Below are 14,592 nucleotides of genomic sequence, written 5' to 3' on the forward strand. Positions count from 1 at the left end.
CTTTCAGCAACGATCTGCCCCTTCGCCCCGGGAGCCATTTCCCGGCGGAACACAGGTTTGACAAGAAAAGACAGGGAGGCAGACACATGGCAACCGGTTACATGATCCGCAGGGGCGACAAGACCTCCTGTGGGGGACAGGTTCTGGATGGCAACCCGCGTTTCGAGATTATGGGTCAACCCAGAGCCAGCGAAGGGGACCCCGTGTCCTGTGGTGTCACCGGGCAGGTTTACCAGATTCTTGGTGGCGTTTACACATTCACCAACGATGGCCGTCGGGTGGCTGGCAGCCTGGATAGCATCAGCACCTGCCCGTGCAGGGCCGCTCTGGTTCCCAGTTGCTTTATCTTCTCTTACGAGTCGTCCAGCGGAAAGGCGGCCGAAGGCCCGAAACAACACGCAATGGGTACGGCATCCCAGCGGGCAAACGTGGCTGCTGAACGCGCCCCCTGCGTCCCCGAGCGCCAAACTACTGCCTCCTCTCCCTTAACCAGCCAGTGGGAGCGCTGGAGTCCTGAGTTGATTGCCGTAGCCGGCAGTCAGCACGACCAAGGTTCAGGAAACAAAATGATGTTCATCGGACAGGCGGTACGTGAACTCGCCGAGTTTCTGCGCAGCAAACCCGCGCTGACCCGAACGCTGGTAGTGTTCACACCGTCTTACAGCGAACAAATGCTCAGTGCTGCACGCGATTCTGCCGAGGGCTATGGCGCGACTATCGTGGAGATAACTACCGCCCAGGAGCTGATTGACTATCTGAACAACGGCAAGAATCGGCAGCAGTCACCCATTGAGCGCCTCTCATTGTTCAGCCACGGAGTACCTCAACAGATAGCTTTCGGCTACGAACTTCCCGAGCGTTCTCGAATGGCATTGGACGTACTGAACTACACCCTTATCTCCCCCCGTGCCTTCTCCCGTACCGCACAACTGGATAGCTTTGCCTGCCGTACCGGAATGGGAAATCGTCCTGATCATCCTATCGAAGAGGCCATTCAGTTCTTCCCGCAAACCCATGAGAGCCTGGCGCAACTGCTCGCCAATCATCTGCGCATCAAAGTGCATGCTTTCATCCGTCGATCAGACTACAAAAATACTTGGGGCTCATTCGAGGAGCGTCAGTTGGGCAAGCTGTGTAACGTCAGCGAAAATACCACTCCTGATGGAGAATGGTGCCGGGACTGGGCCAGTATGGCCAAAGAGCGAAAGAGCACCAACGACATGTTCGACTTCACCTATCAGGCAATGGGTGCCAGCAATCCGGTTATCTCTGGCGAGACACCAGTGGGCGTACCAGGAGGATACTTTGAGTTTCTACCCCAGTAGGAGGCTGACGATCACAACAGCCATTCTGCTTTCGTTGCTTTTGATAGCGCTTTATTACGGACTGAACATCATGAACAGCAAATACAAGACTGACTTGGGAAATGGCGTGGTGATTCGTGCTGACAATTATGTCCACACCGGAGACTGGGTTTCCCACTGCGGGCGCTCACGATTGGTCAGCCGAAAGCCACTCCCCATTCCCAGCGCAGAATTGAAACGATCAGGCGTGCTCACACTCGGAAAAATGTATGCGCTAAACAATGCTGAAAAGACCCTTGCCAAAGAAGCAATTCAAGCAGTCATTGCGATGCCCGAGTGGTACAAGAATCTGAAATACCGGTACTCGGTCTTGGATGAAAACAGCAACCTTAACAGTCATCTGTTTGATTTATTGGCGGAGCATGATGGACGGGTTTGGGCGTTGATAATCTGGCAAGAGATCGACCAGAACGAAGTGTCCAGTTTTGACATAACAGCACAACTCTATAACCCTGCAACTTTCGTCGATCATGGCAGAGCACTTCAAGCTGCGGCAAAAAGCTGTTCGATCCCACAGTAAGCTATCGCACTCCTGGGCTGGCTGTGATTGCAATCCAGCCATGCCCCACAGGAATACCAGAATGCCAATTCTTCGTTAGCCCCAGCGGCCCCCGTCCCCGATGCTTTCCTCCAACTTCGATGGAGAAGAGCCATGCAGCACATCCACAAATTCCCGATCGTCGACGGCCACCTCGGCTGGTACGAAACCTCCCCCTCCTGCGGCCGGAAGCTGGGCGAGCGTCTCAAGGGCACCCACGATTTCGACTACGCCATCATCGGCGCCGGCTACACCGGCGTGGCCGTGGCCCAGCGGCTGGCCGAGCTGCATCCGCAGACCCGCATTGCCCTGGTCGATGTTCTCGGCGTGGGCCAGGGTACCTCCGGGCGCAATGCCGGTTTCGTGATCGATGTGCCGCACAACCTCGATGCCAGCAAGTCCGATGTGGAACACGACCGCAAGCTGTTCGAACTGAACACCTTCGCCATCGAACGCCTGCGCAGCTTCAAGGACCGCCATGCCATCGACTGCGCCTGGCAAGACGCAGGCAAATACATGTCCGCCCATGAGGAAAGCAATATCGCCGGGCTGAAGCACTTCGAAGAAACCCTGAAACTCGGTGGCTTCGACTACCAGTGGCTGGAAGGCGCCGAGCTGAAGAAGCGCCTCGGTACGTCCTATTACCGCGCCGCCGTCTACACCCCGGGCAATGTGCTGATCAACCCGTCGTCACTGATCCGCGGCCTGGCACACGCCCTGCCACCCTCAGTACACCTTTTCGAGAACAGCGCGGTGGTCAGCTGCGACTACGGGCGCCCTCACCGCCTGAACTTCCTCGGCGGGTCGATCCGGGCGCACACCGTGGTGCAGACCACCAGTTCGTTCAACGAAGAGTTCGGCCACCTGAGCAATCGCCTGGCGCCGATCTTCACCTACGCCAGCCTGAGCGAGCCATTGACCCGGGACGAACTGGACAGCCATTTCAAAGGCGTGGAAGCCTGGGGCACGACCTCGGCCCACCCGGCCGGCACCACGGTGCGCTTCACCCCGGATGGCCGCATCTTCGTGCGCAATACCTTGAACTACGAACGCAGCCTGAACAGCAATCCGCGAGGCCTGAACCAGGCCTGGGAACAACACCGCCACTCGTTCGAGGCGCGCTTCCCGTTCCTCGCGCACAAGACCTTCGAGTACACCTGGGGTGGCATGCTGTGCATGACGCTGAACCACCAATCGGTGTTCCGCCAGTCCGCCGAGGGGGTGTACACCCTCGTCGGCTGCAATGGCGTCGGCGTGGCCAAGGGCACCTACCTCGGCTACTACATGGCCGAGTACATGAGCGGGCTGGGCAGCAAGCGCCTGGACTTCATCCTCGACAACGCCAGCCCCAGCTGGGTACCGCCGGATCCGCTCAAAGGCCTCGGCGCGGCCGTGCGCCTGCGCCACGAATCAGGCAATGCCGGCGGCGATATCTGAGAGCAACCAGTCCTGAAACACCCGGCAAGCCTCGGATTGCCGGGCCTTGCTCGGGTGCACCAGGTAATCCGCCCTGCCCGTCTTCAGCGAAAACTGCTCCAACTGCTTTACCGCACCCTTGTCGATCATCTGCCGGGCCATGAATTCCCAGCCCAAGGCGATGCCCAGCCCCTGCTCGGCGGCCTGCATGGCGAGGGTGACCTGGTTGTAGGTGATGACCTTGTTGCCCGGTTTGAATTCACGGTCGTAGTAGCGCAGCCAATCGTTCCAGTTCATGCAGTTCCAGCCTGCCGTGTCGAGCTGGATAAGCGGCTGTGCGAGCAGATCGTCGAGGGTGTGGATGTGCCCGACGGGATGGTCGGGGGCACAGATCGGGTAGACCTCCTCGTCGAACAGCTTCACCCCGGACAGGCCCGGCCAGTCGCCATCGCCATAGAGGATGGCGAAATCGTGGTTCAGGCAGGACGACGGGGTCAGCAGGTTGCTGGCGACCACGTTCACCGTGATATGGGGAAAGCGCTGCTGGAAATGGGCCAGGCGCGGGAACAGGTAGTAGTGGGCGACAGCATGGGTGCAGAGGATGCTGAAGGCGTCCTGGTCATGCCAGTTGCGCACCTTCTGCACGGTGTCGCGGAAGCTGTCGAGGGCCGGTTGCACGCCGTCGTAGAGCATCCGCCCGGGCTCGGTCAGGGCCACGCCGCGGTGCTTGCGGGTGAAGAGCGGGAAGCCGAGGTTATCTTCGAGTTTCTTGATCTGCTTGCTGACGGCGCTCTGGGTCAGGTACAGCTCCTCGGCCGCCTGGGTGAAACTGCCGGTGCGGGCGACGGCTTCGAAGAAGACCAACGGGCCGACCAGAGGGAGGGTCTTGGGGGATTTGTCCATCGCGGGGTCTCGATGAGCGGGGGGAATGGCATTGGGGCTACAAGGTAGGAGCCCAGCTGCGGGTGGGCAAGTGATTTTGGGAAATTGAGATATGACTCAGAGGAATGTGTCGATCATCTGGCCTCATCGCCGGCAACGCCGGCTCCCACAAGTTTGGCGGTGCACGCGGATCTTGTGGGAGCCGGCGTTGCCGGCGATGAGGCCAGTCGAGCCACCATCACACCCGACCCAACCTCATATTGATTGGCCAAAGCACCGCCATACCTCCTTCCCACAGCCCCGCCAGATCCCGGGCAAACGCCTGCAGCAACCCTTCCCGGCCCGCCTCCCGCGCCTTGCGCACCGCCGACCAGGTGCCGACATAGCCAAGGAACTCATCGAGACTCCACGCCAGGCGAATCTCCATCACCGGCGCCTCGATCACCGCGAACGGGAAATCCAGCGTGGCGTAACCGCTGTCCACCAGCTTGCGCTCTGCCGGCCAGTACGGGCCGATCTCTTCCCAATAGAACCGGCGAAACCGCTCGCCCAAAGGCTCTTCCAGTTCCAGCACCCCATAGCTGATCAACGCCAGCACCGCCCCCGGCTCGGCCACCCGCCGCACTTCGCGGTAGAACGCCGGCAAGTCGAACCAGTGCGCCGCCTGCGCCGCCGTAATCAGGCTGGTACTGCGACTGAGCAGCGGCAGGTCCTCGGCAGGCGCCACCTGGTAGGAAACATTCTCCGCCGCCTCGGCATGCTCCAGCTGCTCCACGCTGGAGTCGAAACCCGAAACGCTGGTGAAGTGTTGCGCCAGTTGCCGGGTCAATTGACCGTTGCCGCAGCCGACATCCACCGCCTGGGTGGTGTTGGGCGCGATCCCGGCGAGGAATTCGCTCAACTGCGCCGGATAGTGCGGGCGAAAGGTCGAGTAGGCTTCGCCACCTTGATCGAACCAGTTCCGATTGAGATCGCTCATGAGGCCTGCTCCTGTTTGATCTGCGTAAGCCGCGCCCCGAAATCCTGACGCTCCAGGGCTGTGGCCGCGTCCTCCAGCACCCGCCGCAGCGGATGGCCGATGTCGTGTTCAAGGGATTCGATGACCGCGAAGGTGGCAGCCCAGTGGGCGCCGAGTGTCTCGACCAGGGACCGACCATGCTCGGTAAGGACGATCAGGCTCTTGCGCCCGTCATCCTGGCGCTGGCGGACGATCAGCCCCTCCGCCTCCATCTGCGCCACGGTCTGGCTGACCGCGCCCTGGGTCAGGTGGCTATGGGCAGTGATCTCGGTAACCGTCTGCAACCCCGATTGCAGGGCCCTGAGTACCGGGGTGAAACGGGCCCGGTAGTTCAGGCCCATTTGCTTGTAGTGGTTTTCCGCCCCGCGCTCGACCAGCTCGCCGACATAGCGCAGCAGCTCACCGAGACCGGGATGATTGTGATGTGGCATGGGTGTCCTCCAGCAGGTGAGCGCAAATTACATTAGCACTAATGCAAATGGCAAGACCTTGCCCGCTGGAAGCCATGAAGCTTGCCGGCTTCCCAAAGGTTCGGAGTTGCACGCGATACCTGCGGGCGCCGGCACAGCCACTGCGACTACTTGTTTTTCAGCCTCAGGTAGGACTGATGCAGATCGCTGGCCCAACCATCGATCACGGCCTTCACATCGTCCGGTTTCATCTGTTGGCTGGTGTTCTCCAGCGGTTTGCCGGTGCCCTTGCGCACCACCTGGGCCAGCACCTTCTGGTTGCCTCCGTCAAGGAACACCGCTTCGGTGGCGATATCGGTTTCCTGGTCGCGGATTCCGGAAGCCGTGCTCACCGCCGCCGCCACCAGGGCGACAGGAATCACTTCATAGGGCTTGAGCCCTTCGGTCTTGCTGCTGACCCCGGTGATCGCCGGACGCACCACGATCACGCCCGGACCGGGCCCTTGCGCCAGGGGCAGGGATTTGCCCAGCTCACGCTTGAGCGCCTGGTCGTAATAGTCGGTGATGCCTTTGAGCGTACCCGCCGGGATCTGCTGGGTCGGCGCAGGCTTCGGATAAAGCTGGCTCGGCTCGATATACACGCTGGTGTAGGCCTTGCTGTCCAGTTGCGGGTCGACCCAGCGCATCACCGGCGCGCCGGACGGTGATTTCGCTTCTTTCAGGCGGCTGTAATCCTTGAGAAAGCCTGAGTAATCCTCCGGCTTGCTGAGGTTGCTGGAGCAACCGGCAAGCAGTAACGAGCTCAGGCCAATCGCCAGTGCGACTTTCATAAGTGCTCCCCACTACGGAAATCCATGGAAAAAACCCGCTGGCACCACGCCAGCGGGTTTAGGTATAGCCCAGCTTTTCCGGCGTGCCCGATGCTGCACCTGAGCAATTGCGCAAAACCTGCACGGCATCAGCTTTTGCAGGGGCAAACAACTTTGCGCGCAGTGCAGGTGTGATCCACATCACAGTAGTGGCAACTAGCCATTTTCCTGCTCTACACTCCCCCGCCTGAGTACAACCTCCAACCAACCGGCAGGTACAGCATGGACAGGGAAGAATCCGTCAGCACGGACCAAAGCACGCAGTTCAACGCCGAACGGGCGCGTCTCGCCGAGCGTTACCGGCTGCTCGAACTGCCAGGTGGCAGCGACAAGCGCTGGGCCCTGGCGCTCTCCGGCGGAGGCATCCGCAGCGCCACCTTCTGCCTCGGGGTACTCCAGGCCCTGGCCCGGGCCAAGGCACCCCAGCCGGAGCCAACCGGCAATGAGCTGGGCAAGCGCCTGCTGCCGCGCTTCGACTACCTTTCGACAGTCAGCGGCGGCGGTTACCTGGGCTCGTTCTTCGGCAGCCTGTTCATCCCCGGACGCCTGTGCGGACGGGAACACAGCGGCAACGCAAATGACCAGAGCAACCCGACCGACGAAGCCAAACGCCAGGCGGCCCGGGAAGCCTATGACACCCTGGATTACGAGCCACCGGGGCGCATCCATACCAGCGACGATTACGCCCGTGAACCCGTCGGTGCCGCGCCCCTGGGCTGGCTGCGGGAAAACGGCCGCTACCTGACCCCGGGCGGCGGCGGCGACCTTTTCTATGTCCTTGGCATGTCGCTGCGCAACCTGTTGGCCGTACACATGGTCATCGGCATGCCGCTGCTGTTCGGCCTGGCCCTGGCCACCTTGCTGCAGGTCGGGATCGACTCCCTGCCGTGGTGCGCCGGGCAAGTGGCGTGCACCTCCTTGTGGTGGATGCCGGTCGCCCTGGTCGGGCTGGTGGTGATGCCACTGATGCTGACGTTCTGGATGGTCTACCGGCGGCGCAACGATGACCACATGCCCCATCCGTTCAACCAGGCCACCGGTCTCTACGCCCTGAGCGGCGTGGTCATGCTGGCCCTCGGCGTCGCCGCGCCGTGGCTCGGCACCGGGCTGCGCGTGCTGATGGTGGTGTTCGGCCTGATCTGCCTGCTGGGCCTGGTCTACTGCCTGTGGCTGTGTGCCTACCTCAAGCGCGGCCGCTTTGCTGCGGACAAGCTCCTCGCCCGACAAAACACCGTGGCCACCTACCGCGTGCTGGTGACCCGGCGCCTGGCCAGCGCGATCATCGCCACCCTCGCGGCGGCCTTCTTTGCCTTCGTGCCGTGGCTGAGCGAATGGCTGATCGCGCAATTCGGGCATGGCCCGCTGATCTCCAGTGCCACCGCCCTGCCCGCCTTGATCGCCCTGGTGCGCTGGGTGTCGCTGTCCAACGACGACAAACCCAGCCAGGGCTTGCTGAGCAAACTGCCGATCAGCTTGATCGCCGGGGTCGCGGGCGCGCTGATCTTCCTGCTGGTCGCGCTGTGCTGGGGCCTGCTGGTGCAATATGTGCGCATTGCCGGCGACGACGCCCACGACTGGGCGCGCCTGCTCGGCCTGACCGTCATGGCCGCGCTGTTCAGCCTGGGTTCGGGCAAATTCATCGGCTTCCTCAACCTGTCGTCATGGCACTCCTTCTACCGCGCGCGCCTGGCCCGCGCCTACCTCGGCGCCTCCAACGGCCTGCGCTTCTCCGGCAAGACCCGCAACCAGCGCAAGCGCCTGCTGAGCGTTGCCGAAACCCTGCCCGGCGATGACCCGGGCATCGAGGCGTACTACGCCAGCACCACCTGCGCGCCGGTGCACCTGATCAACGCCACCCTGAACCAGACGGTGGACCCCGCCGAACAGCTGGTGCAGCGCGACCGCAAGGGCAAGCCGTTGTGCCTGGCGCCATCGGGGGCCGATGGCTGGGCCAGCGTCAGCTACATCATTGATGGTGAGCCGCGCCAGCGCGCCACGCCACCGGACTGCGGGGAGATCTACCAGCCGTTGACCCTGGCCCACTGGGTGGCCACGTCCGGTGCGGCGGTCTCCACCGGCCTTGGCCGGGCCACCAGCCTCGGCACCTCGCTGGCCCTGGGCCTGACCAATATGCGCCTGGGCACCTGGTGGCCGGCGGACGTGCTGCAGAACGGTGAAAAGCTCACGGGCACCCGCGCCTCCCGCGACAGCCTGCGTGAGCGCTCCCTGACCAGCCAGCACTATCTGTTTTATGAGCTGACCGCGCAGTTCCACGGCCTGAACCGGGATTTTTCCAGTATCTGTCGGACGGTGGCCATTTCGAAAACACCGCGTGCTACGAGCTGATCCGCGAGGGGCGCAAGATCGACCTGATCGTCATGTGCGACTGCGGCGCCGACCCGACCTACCGCTTCGACGACCTGGCCAACCTGATCCGTCTGGCACGGATCGACCAGGCGCTGGAGATCAGCGAGGATCCAGGGGTGTTCGAAGTGGAGGCACTGGCGCCGTATTTCGGCCGGGTCCAGGACTTCAAGCTGACCTCGAAAGCGCGCGAGAAGGCGGACTACAAGCGCTGCGCGATCCTGCTCAATGTGCGCAACAAGCAGGGCGACCTGACCTCGCGCATCCTGCTGCTCAAGCCGAACCTGATCGCCGGGCTGCCGGTGGACCTGGTCAACTACGCCAGCGAACACCCGACCTTCCCCAACGAAAGCACGGCCAACCAGTTCTTCGACGAGGCGCAGTTCGAGGGGTATCGGCAGCTGGGGTTGCAGATCGGCCGGCGGTTGTTCGGGGATGGGAAGGAGGAATCGAAGGTGGCGGATGCCCTGTGGAAGTACCTGGGGTATTAGGTGGCTGATCGGGCCTCATCGCTGGCAAGCCAGCTCCCACAAGGACCGCGTGCACCGCTGAGCCTGTGGGAGCTGGCTTGCCAGCGATAGGGCCCGATCAGACAACAACGGTCTTCAGGCAATAACCGAGTAAGCAATCGCCGACAAGGTAATCAACCCCACCGCCACCACGAACACATTCGACACCTTGCCCGAATACTGACGCAGCGACGGCACCTTGTTGATCGCATACATCGGCATCAGGAACAGCAGGCAGGCGATCACCGGACCGCCAAGGGACTCGATGATCCCGAGGATGCTCGGGTTGAGCGTGGCAACGATCCAGCAGGTCAGCACCATGAACAGCGCGGTGACCCGCTCCAGGCCCTTGGCCGACATGCTCCGGCCACGGCCGCGCAGACTCTTAACGATCAGGCCCTGGAAGCCCTCACTGGCTCCGACATAGTGACCGAGGAACGACTTGGTGATCGCCACCAGCGCAATCAGCGGCGCAACGAAGGCGATGATCGGGGTCTGGAAGTGATTGGCCAGGTACGACAGGATCGAGATGTTCTGCGCCTTGGCCGCCGCCAGGTCGGCCGGGGACAGGGCCAGCACGCAACTGAAGCAGAAGAACATCACGGTCAGCACCATCATCAGGTGCGAGGCGGCCAGGATGCGCCCGCTTTTCTGCTCGGCACGCTCGCCATACTCACGCTTCTGCGCCACGGCGAAGGCCGAGATGATCGGCGAGTGGTTGAACGAGAACACCGTCACCGGAATCGCCAGCCACAGGGTCTTGAGCAGCAGCCCGGCGCTCATGCCTTCGCTGGCCTGGGCGAAGAAGGCGCTGTTCCAGTTGGGGATCAGGCCCAGAGCCAGCAACAGCAGCGCGGCGACGAAGGGATAGACCAGCACGCTCATGACCCGCACGATGATGCCCTGGCCGCAACGCACCACGATCATCAGGCCGCAGATCAGCAGCAACGAGAGCAAGGCCCGTGGCGGCGGCGTGATATGCAACTGGTGCTCGAGGAAATTGCCCAGGGTGTTGGTCAGCGCCACGCTGTACACCAGCAGGATCGGGAAGATGGCGAAGAAATACAGCAGGGTGATCAGCTTGCCGGCACCCGCGCCGAAATGCTCCTCCACCACTTCGGTGATGTCCTCGTTGCCGCCCTTGCGCCCGGACAGGACGAAACGGGTCAGGCCACGGTGGGCGAAGAAGGTCATGGGGAAGGCCAGCAGCGCCAGGATCAGCAACGGCCAGAAGCCGCCGACCCCGGCGTTGATCGGCAGGAACAGGACGCCGGCACCGATGGCGGTGCCGTACAGGCCCAGGGTCCAGGTGGTGTCGTGGCGGCTCCAGCCGCGGGTGGCAGGCGCGGCGGCTTCGCCACGCAGGGAAGTGGTGCTGTTTACATCAGTCATCGATATCGCCTTGTAATTATTTTTGTTGCATCTGAATAACCGTCGCCTGTGCCGGACGCCGGCTTAACACTCGACAAAGCTGACGGCCAGGCCGCCGCGGGAAGTCTCCTTGTAGTTTTCGTGCATGTCGGCGCCGGTATCGCGCATGGTGCGGATCACCCGGTCCAGGGAAATGAAGTGTTCGCCGTCGCCGCGCAGGGCCATCTGCACGGCATTGATCGCCTTGACCGCAGCGATCGCGTTGCGCTCGATGCACGGTACCTGGACCAGGCCGCCGACCGGGTCGCAGGTCAGCCCGAGGTTGTGTTCCAGGGCGATTTCCGCGGCGTTTTCCAGTTGCGGCGGGGTTGCGCCCAGCACGTCGGCCAGGCCCGCCGCAGCCATGGCGCAGGCCGAGCCCACCTCGCCCTGGCAGCCGACCTCGGCGCCGGAGATCGAGGCGTTCTTTTTGCACAGGATGCCCACCGAGGCGGCGGCCAGGAGGAAGTCGACCACGTCGTTGTCACAGGCCTCGGGGTTGAACTTCATGTAGTAATGCAGCACCGCCGGGATGATCCCCGCCGCGCCGTTGGTCGGCGCGGTGACCATGCGCCCGCCGGCGGCGTTTTCCTCGTTGACCGCCAGGGCGAACAGGTTGACCCACTCCATGGCGCTGAGGGTCGAACCGATCACATTGGGCTTGCCCAGTTCCTGCAGGCTGCGGTGCAGTTTGGCGGCGCGGCGCTTGACCTTGAGCCCGCCCGGGAGGATGCCTTCGTTGCTCAGGCCGTTGCTGACGCATTCGCGCATCACCGCCCAGAGCTGCAACAGGCCGGCGCGGATCTCGTGTTCCTCGCGCCAGGCCAGTTCGTTGGCCATCATCAGCTGGCTGACCCGCAGGCCGTGGCGCTTGCACAGAGCAAGCATTTCCTCGGCGCTGGAGAATTCGTAAGGCAGTTCGACCTGCGTACCCGTTGCGCCCTCGCCGATCTCAGCTGCCTCGACGATGAAACCGCCGCCCACCGAGTAGTAAGTCTGCTGCAACAGCAGGCCGCCGGCGCCAAAGGCTTCCAGGGTCATGGCATTGGGGTGGTATGGCAGGCTTTCGTCGAGCAGCAGCAGGTCACGCTTGCAGTCGAACGCAATCGTTTGGCTCCCACCCAGAACCAGAACGCCGGTGCTTTCCAGTTGCTCGATCCGCGGGCCGATGCACTGCGGGTCGATGCGGTCCGGCCATTCGCCCATCAGGCCCAGCAGGCAGGCGCGGTCAGTGGCATGGCCGACGCCGGTGGCCGACAGCGAACCGTACAGGCGCACTTCGACCCGGGTCACCGCCGTCAGCAGGTCCTGCCCGCGCAGGGCCTCGACGAAAGTCGCGGCGGCGCGCATCGGACCGACGGTATGGGAGCTGGACGGGCCGATGCCGATTTTGAAAAGGTCGAAAACACTGATAGCCATGCTAATGCCTGCCTGCACGAAAGCGGTGAACCCTTTCGGTGCACGGTGAAAAAATTGAGAGGTGTCGCTAAGTTGGGCGATACTGCCCTGCGAAATTTCCTACGACCAACGAAACTTTCTAAGCAAGGCTTTAGCAGGACTAAACGATGCGGCGATCGATGAATGGCCAGATGTATGTCTGGCTGCATGTGTTTTCCTGTGCGGCGCGGCATCTGTCGTTCACCCGCTGCGCCGAGGAGCTGCATATCACCCCGGGTGCGGTGAGCCAGCAGATTCGCCAGCTGGAGGAGCGCCTGGGCTTTCGCCTGTTCCTGCGCCGGGCGCGGGGCGTGGAGCTGAGCGCCGAAGGCCAGCGCCTGGCCGTGACCGTGCACGAGGCCTACGGCAGCATCGAGGCCGAGCTGCTGCGCCTGGATGCCGGGGAGATTCGCGGCACCTTGCGCTTGCGCTCGATTCCCTCGTTCCTCGCCAAATGGCTGACGCCGCGCTTGCCGCGCCTGCAGCAGCGCTTCCCGGATATCCAGCTGCGCCTGGTGGCCGAGGACAGCAACCAGGCGTTGCACGAAGGGGATTTCGACCTGGCCATCGACCTCAACGACGGCAGCTACCCGGGGATGTACTCGACACCGCTGCTGGACGAGGAGATCTTCCCGGTCTGCTCCCCCGCCCTGCTCCGCGGTCGCCCGCCGCTGCACGGACCGAATGACCTGGTGCACTATCCGCTGCTGCACGACATCACCGCCTGGCGCGGCAGCTCCGAGTATGCGGAGTGGGAGTTCTACCTCGAGGCGATTGGCGCCGGCGGGCTGGATGTACGGCGCGGGCACACCTTCAACCGCAATCACCTGACCATCGAGGCGGCGATTGCCGGGATCGGCGTGGCGATTGCCCGGCGCACGCTGCTCAATGACGAGCTGGAACGCGGGACCTTGATCGTGCCCTTTGGTGCGCCGGTGCCGAACCACAAGCGTTATGTGCTGCTGTACAGCGCCGGGACCCTGGCGCATCCGAGTGCGCGGGCGGTGCATGACTGGCTGGTGGAAGAAGCCCGGGCTTTCGGTTGAATGTGAGGGCCCCATCGCTGGCAAGCCAGCTCCCACAGGTCCAGCGGTGCACGCGATCCCTGTGGGAGCTGGCTTGCCAGCGATGAGGCCGGTACAGGCAAAACAAATTCCAGAGCACAGGGGTGAGGTTTTTTTACTGTCGCGCGTCATCTTGCACGTCTAGTTACAAGGCCCGTCCCAAACGCAAGGAATTCCCAATGACAGCCAACACCGAACGCGCCAGCCTGCGCTCGCAGCGCCTGAACCAGATCACCCATGCGCCGCACACCGAGCTGGACGCGCTGGTCAAGTCCCACGCGCCTTTCGAAACCCGTGAAAACTTCGCCCGCTTCGTCGTCGCCCAGTACCTGTTCCAGAACGAACTCAAGGCGCTGTACACCGACCCGCGGCTGATCGCCATCGTCCCCGACCTTGCCCAGCGCTGCCGCGCCGAACAGGCCCGCCTGGACCTCGCCGACCTGGACACCGAAGTCCCTGCCGACTTCCCCGGCGCCCTGCAGAACCCGGGCATCGCCCAGGCCATGGGCTGGATCTTCGTCTCCGAAGGCTCCAAGCTCGGCGCTGCGTTCCTGATCAAGCGCGCCGTGGCCCTGGAACTGAACGAGAACTTCGGCGCCCGCCACCTGGGCGAGCCGGCCGGCGGCCGTGCCGAAGGCTGGAAACAGTTCTGCCGGATCCTCGACAGCCTGGAACTGAGCGCCGAGGAAGAAGCCGCCGCCGAACAAGGCGCGGTCGCTGCGTTCGAGCGTTTCACCGAGCTGCTCAAGCACGCCTACGCCACTGCGCCTAAAGCCGAACTGGCCTGATCGCGCTCCGGCCGTCATCATGACGGCCGGATTTCCCCGTGCAGTCGACAAACCCCATGACCCGACCTTCTTCCTCGAAGCTTTCCCGCGTGCTCTACGGCCTGCTGGCCTACGTGAGCCTGGGCATCGGCCTGGTGGCGATCGTCATACCCGGCCTGCCGACCACCGAATTCATCCTCCTCGCCGCCTGGGCCGCGACCCGCAGTTCGCCGCGCCTCAGCGCCTGGCTGGAAAACCACCGGCTGTTCGGCCCGATCCTGCACAACTGGCGCAACGGCAAGGTGATCCAGCGCCGGGCCAAGGTCAGCGCGACCATCAGCATGCTGCTTTGCGCCACCCTGATGCTGGTGTTCCTCGACCACCACTGGCCGGTATTCCTGGCGATCGGCGGCATGACCCTGGGCAACCTGTGGATCTGGTCGCGCCCGGAAGCCGTCCCCGAGGCCGCTGCCAAGCCGAGCGGCATTTGACCTGGGCGCGCTGATTAACTTCACTTGTGTCCTTCGACCCCAGGAGGACAACG

Annotated in this window: 14 protein-coding genes; 8 read left to right on the plus strand and 6 right to left on the minus strand. The window is 63.1% G+C overall.

Translation table 11 applies throughout. The annotated features are described in order from the left end of the window. The first annotated feature begins 86 nt into the window (after nucleotides 1–86). The 3 genes from PSEMO_RS10080 to PSEMO_RS10090 all read left to right on the plus strand — a co-directional run bounded on the left by PSEMO_RS10080 (nucleotide 87) and on the right by PSEMO_RS10090 (nucleotide 3,339). Nucleotides 87–1,325, plus strand: a complete 1,239-nt coding sequence (locus PSEMO_RS10080) for a PAAR domain-containing protein (protein ID WP_075802925.1) — start codon at nucleotides 87–89, stop codon at nucleotides 1,323–1,325. Nucleotides 1,326–1,395: 70 nt separating this feature from the next. Beyond that, the gene (locus PSEMO_RS10085; RefSeq protein WP_144443561.1) at nucleotides 1,396–1,884 is read left to right on the plus strand and encodes a hypothetical protein; all 489 of its coding nucleotides are present in this window, start codon (nucleotides 1,396–1,398) and stop codon (nucleotides 1,882–1,884) included. 132 nt (nucleotides 1,885–2,016) lie between these two features. Then, nucleotides 2,017–3,339: an NAD(P)/FAD-dependent oxidoreductase gene (locus PSEMO_RS10090; RefSeq protein ID WP_075802927.1), complete on the plus strand. Its 1,323-nt coding sequence runs from the start codon at nucleotides 2,017–2,019 to the stop codon at nucleotides 3,337–3,339. Here the strand turns inward: PSEMO_RS10090 and PSEMO_RS10095 are convergent. The 4 genes from PSEMO_RS10095 to PSEMO_RS10110 form a co-directional block, all read right to left on the minus strand. Beyond that, the gene (locus PSEMO_RS10095) at nucleotides 3,313–4,221 is read right to left on the minus strand and encodes a LysR substrate-binding domain-containing protein (protein WP_075802928.1); all 909 of its coding nucleotides are present in this window, start codon (nucleotides 4,219–4,221) and stop codon (nucleotides 3,313–3,315) included. The genes PSEMO_RS10090 and PSEMO_RS10095 overlap by 27 nt on opposite strands. 217 nt (nucleotides 4,222–4,438) lie before the next feature. Continuing rightward, the gene (locus PSEMO_RS10100) at nucleotides 4,439–5,179 is read right to left on the minus strand and encodes a class I SAM-dependent methyltransferase (RefSeq protein WP_075802929.1); all 741 of its coding nucleotides are present in this window, start codon (nucleotides 5,177–5,179) and stop codon (nucleotides 4,439–4,441) included. Beyond that, nucleotides 5,176–5,649 (minus strand): MarR family winged helix-turn-helix transcriptional regulator, encoded by a 474-nt coding sequence (locus tag PSEMO_RS10105; protein ID WP_075802930.1) that lies wholly within the window; start codon nucleotides 5,647–5,649, stop codon nucleotides 5,176–5,178. Before PSEMO_RS10105 ends, PSEMO_RS10100 begins: the two co-directional genes overlap by 4 nt. A gap of 146 nt (nucleotides 5,650–5,795) precedes the next feature. Further along, on the minus strand, nucleotides 5,796–6,458 hold the full coding sequence (locus tag PSEMO_RS10110) for a DUF3313 domain-containing protein (protein ID WP_075802931.1): 663 nt from the start codon (nucleotides 6,456–6,458) through the stop codon (nucleotides 5,796–5,798). A gap of 261 nt (nucleotides 6,459–6,719) precedes the next feature. On the opposite strand from PSEMO_RS10110, the gene PSEMO_RS10115 reads away from it, so the two are divergent. Both PSEMO_RS10115 and PSEMO_RS33785 read left to right on the plus strand, forming a co-directional pair. Continuing rightward, nucleotides 6,720–8,843, plus strand: coding sequence for a patatin-like phospholipase family protein (locus tag PSEMO_RS10115; protein ID WP_086937215.1), 2,124 nt, complete (start codon nucleotides 6,720–6,722; stop codon nucleotides 8,841–8,843). 32 nt (nucleotides 8,844–8,875) lie between these two features. Further along, the gene (locus PSEMO_RS33785; RefSeq protein WP_086937216.1) at nucleotides 8,876–9,352 is read left to right on the plus strand and encodes a hypothetical protein; all 477 of its coding nucleotides are present in this window, start codon (nucleotides 8,876–8,878) and stop codon (nucleotides 9,350–9,352) included. A gap of 114 nt (nucleotides 9,353–9,466) precedes the next feature. Here PSEMO_RS33785 and PSEMO_RS10120 read toward each other — a convergent pair whose 3' ends face one another. Together PSEMO_RS10120 and PSEMO_RS10125 are read right to left on the minus strand one after the other, a co-directional pair. Next, nucleotides 9,467–10,762: a serine/threonine transporter gene (locus PSEMO_RS10120; protein ID WP_075802932.1), complete on the minus strand. Its 1,296-nt coding sequence runs from the start codon at nucleotides 10,760–10,762 to the stop codon at nucleotides 9,467–9,469. Nucleotides 10,763–10,825: 63 nt separating this feature from the next. Beyond that, nucleotides 10,826–12,199: an L-serine ammonia-lyase gene (locus PSEMO_RS10125; protein ID WP_075802933.1), complete on the minus strand. Its 1,374-nt coding sequence runs from the start codon at nucleotides 12,197–12,199 to the stop codon at nucleotides 10,826–10,828. 146 nt (nucleotides 12,200–12,345) lie between these two features. Between PSEMO_RS10125 and PSEMO_RS10130 the strand changes: the two genes are divergently transcribed. The 3 genes from PSEMO_RS10130 (at nucleotide 12,346) to PSEMO_RS10140 (ending at nucleotide 14,539) form a co-directional block, all read left to right on the plus strand. After that, nucleotides 12,346–13,263, plus strand: a complete 918-nt coding sequence (locus PSEMO_RS10130; RefSeq protein WP_064304581.1) for a LysR substrate-binding domain-containing protein — start codon at nucleotides 12,346–12,348, stop codon at nucleotides 13,261–13,263. A 197-nt stretch (nucleotides 13,264–13,460) separates the two neighbouring features. Then, nucleotides 13,461–14,069: a biliverdin-producing heme oxygenase gene (locus PSEMO_RS10135; RefSeq protein ID WP_075802934.1), complete on the plus strand. Its 609-nt coding sequence runs from the start codon at nucleotides 13,461–13,463 to the stop codon at nucleotides 14,067–14,069. A gap of 56 nt (nucleotides 14,070–14,125) precedes the next feature. Next, a complete protein-coding gene (locus PSEMO_RS10140; RefSeq protein WP_075802935.1) occupies nucleotides 14,126–14,539 on the plus strand; it encodes a YbaN family protein in 414 nt (137 codons plus the stop codon). Nucleotides 14,540–14,592: the final 53 nt, after the last annotated feature.

Source organism: Pseudomonas putida (genome assembly GCF_001941965.1).
GTDB classification, from domain to species: Bacteria; Pseudomonadota; Gammaproteobacteria; order Pseudomonadales; family Pseudomonadaceae; genus Aquipseudomonas; species Aquipseudomonas putida_L.

Bases quoted from the DNA above. Each gene is read 5' to 3' on its own strand.
- PSEMO_RS33785 (WP_086937216.1), top strand. From the start codon at position 8,876: ATGTGCGACTGCGGCGCCGACCCGACCTACCGCTTCGACGACCTGGCC.
- PSEMO_RS10080 (WP_075802925.1), top strand. From the start codon at position 87: ATGGCAACCGGTTACATGATCCGCAGGGGCGACAAGACCTCCTGTGGG.
- PSEMO_RS10105 (WP_075802930.1), bottom strand. From the start codon at position 5,649: ATGCCACATCACAATCATCCCGGTCTCGGTGAGCTGCTGCGCTATGTC.
- PSEMO_RS10140 (WP_075802935.1), top strand. From the start codon at position 14,126: ATGACCCGACCTTCTTCCTCGAAGCTTTCCCGCGTGCTCTACGGCCTG.
- PSEMO_RS10125 (WP_075802933.1), bottom strand. From the start codon at position 12,199: ATGGCTATCAGTGTTTTCGACCTTTTCAAAATCGGCATCGGCCCGTCC.
- PSEMO_RS10100 (WP_075802929.1), bottom strand. From the start codon at position 5,179: ATGAGCGATCTCAATCGGAACTGGTTCGATCAAGGTGGCGAAGCCTAC.
- PSEMO_RS10115 (WP_086937215.1), top strand. From the start codon at position 6,720: ATGGACAGGGAAGAATCCGTCAGCACGGACCAAAGCACGCAGTTCAAC.
- PSEMO_RS10135 (WP_075802934.1), top strand. From the start codon at position 13,461: ATGACAGCCAACACCGAACGCGCCAGCCTGCGCTCGCAGCGCCTGAAC.
- PSEMO_RS10130 (WP_064304581.1), top strand. From the start codon at position 12,346: ATGCGGCGATCGATGAATGGCCAGATGTATGTCTGGCTGCATGTGTTT.
- PSEMO_RS10095 (WP_075802928.1), bottom strand. From the start codon at position 4,221: ATGGACAAATCCCCCAAGACCCTCCCTCTGGTCGGCCCGTTGGTCTTC.
- PSEMO_RS10085 (WP_144443561.1), top strand. From the start codon at position 1,396: ATGAACAGCAAATACAAGACTGACTTGGGAAATGGCGTGGTGATTCGT.
- PSEMO_RS10110 (WP_075802931.1), bottom strand. From the start codon at position 6,458: ATGAAAGTCGCACTGGCGATTGGCCTGAGCTCGTTACTGCTTGCCGGT.
- PSEMO_RS10090 (WP_075802927.1), top strand. From the start codon at position 2,017: ATGCAGCACATCCACAAATTCCCGATCGTCGACGGCCACCTCGGCTGG.
- PSEMO_RS10120 (WP_075802932.1), bottom strand. From the start codon at position 10,762: ATGACTGATGTAAACAGCACCACTTCCCTGCGTGGCGAAGCCGCCGCG.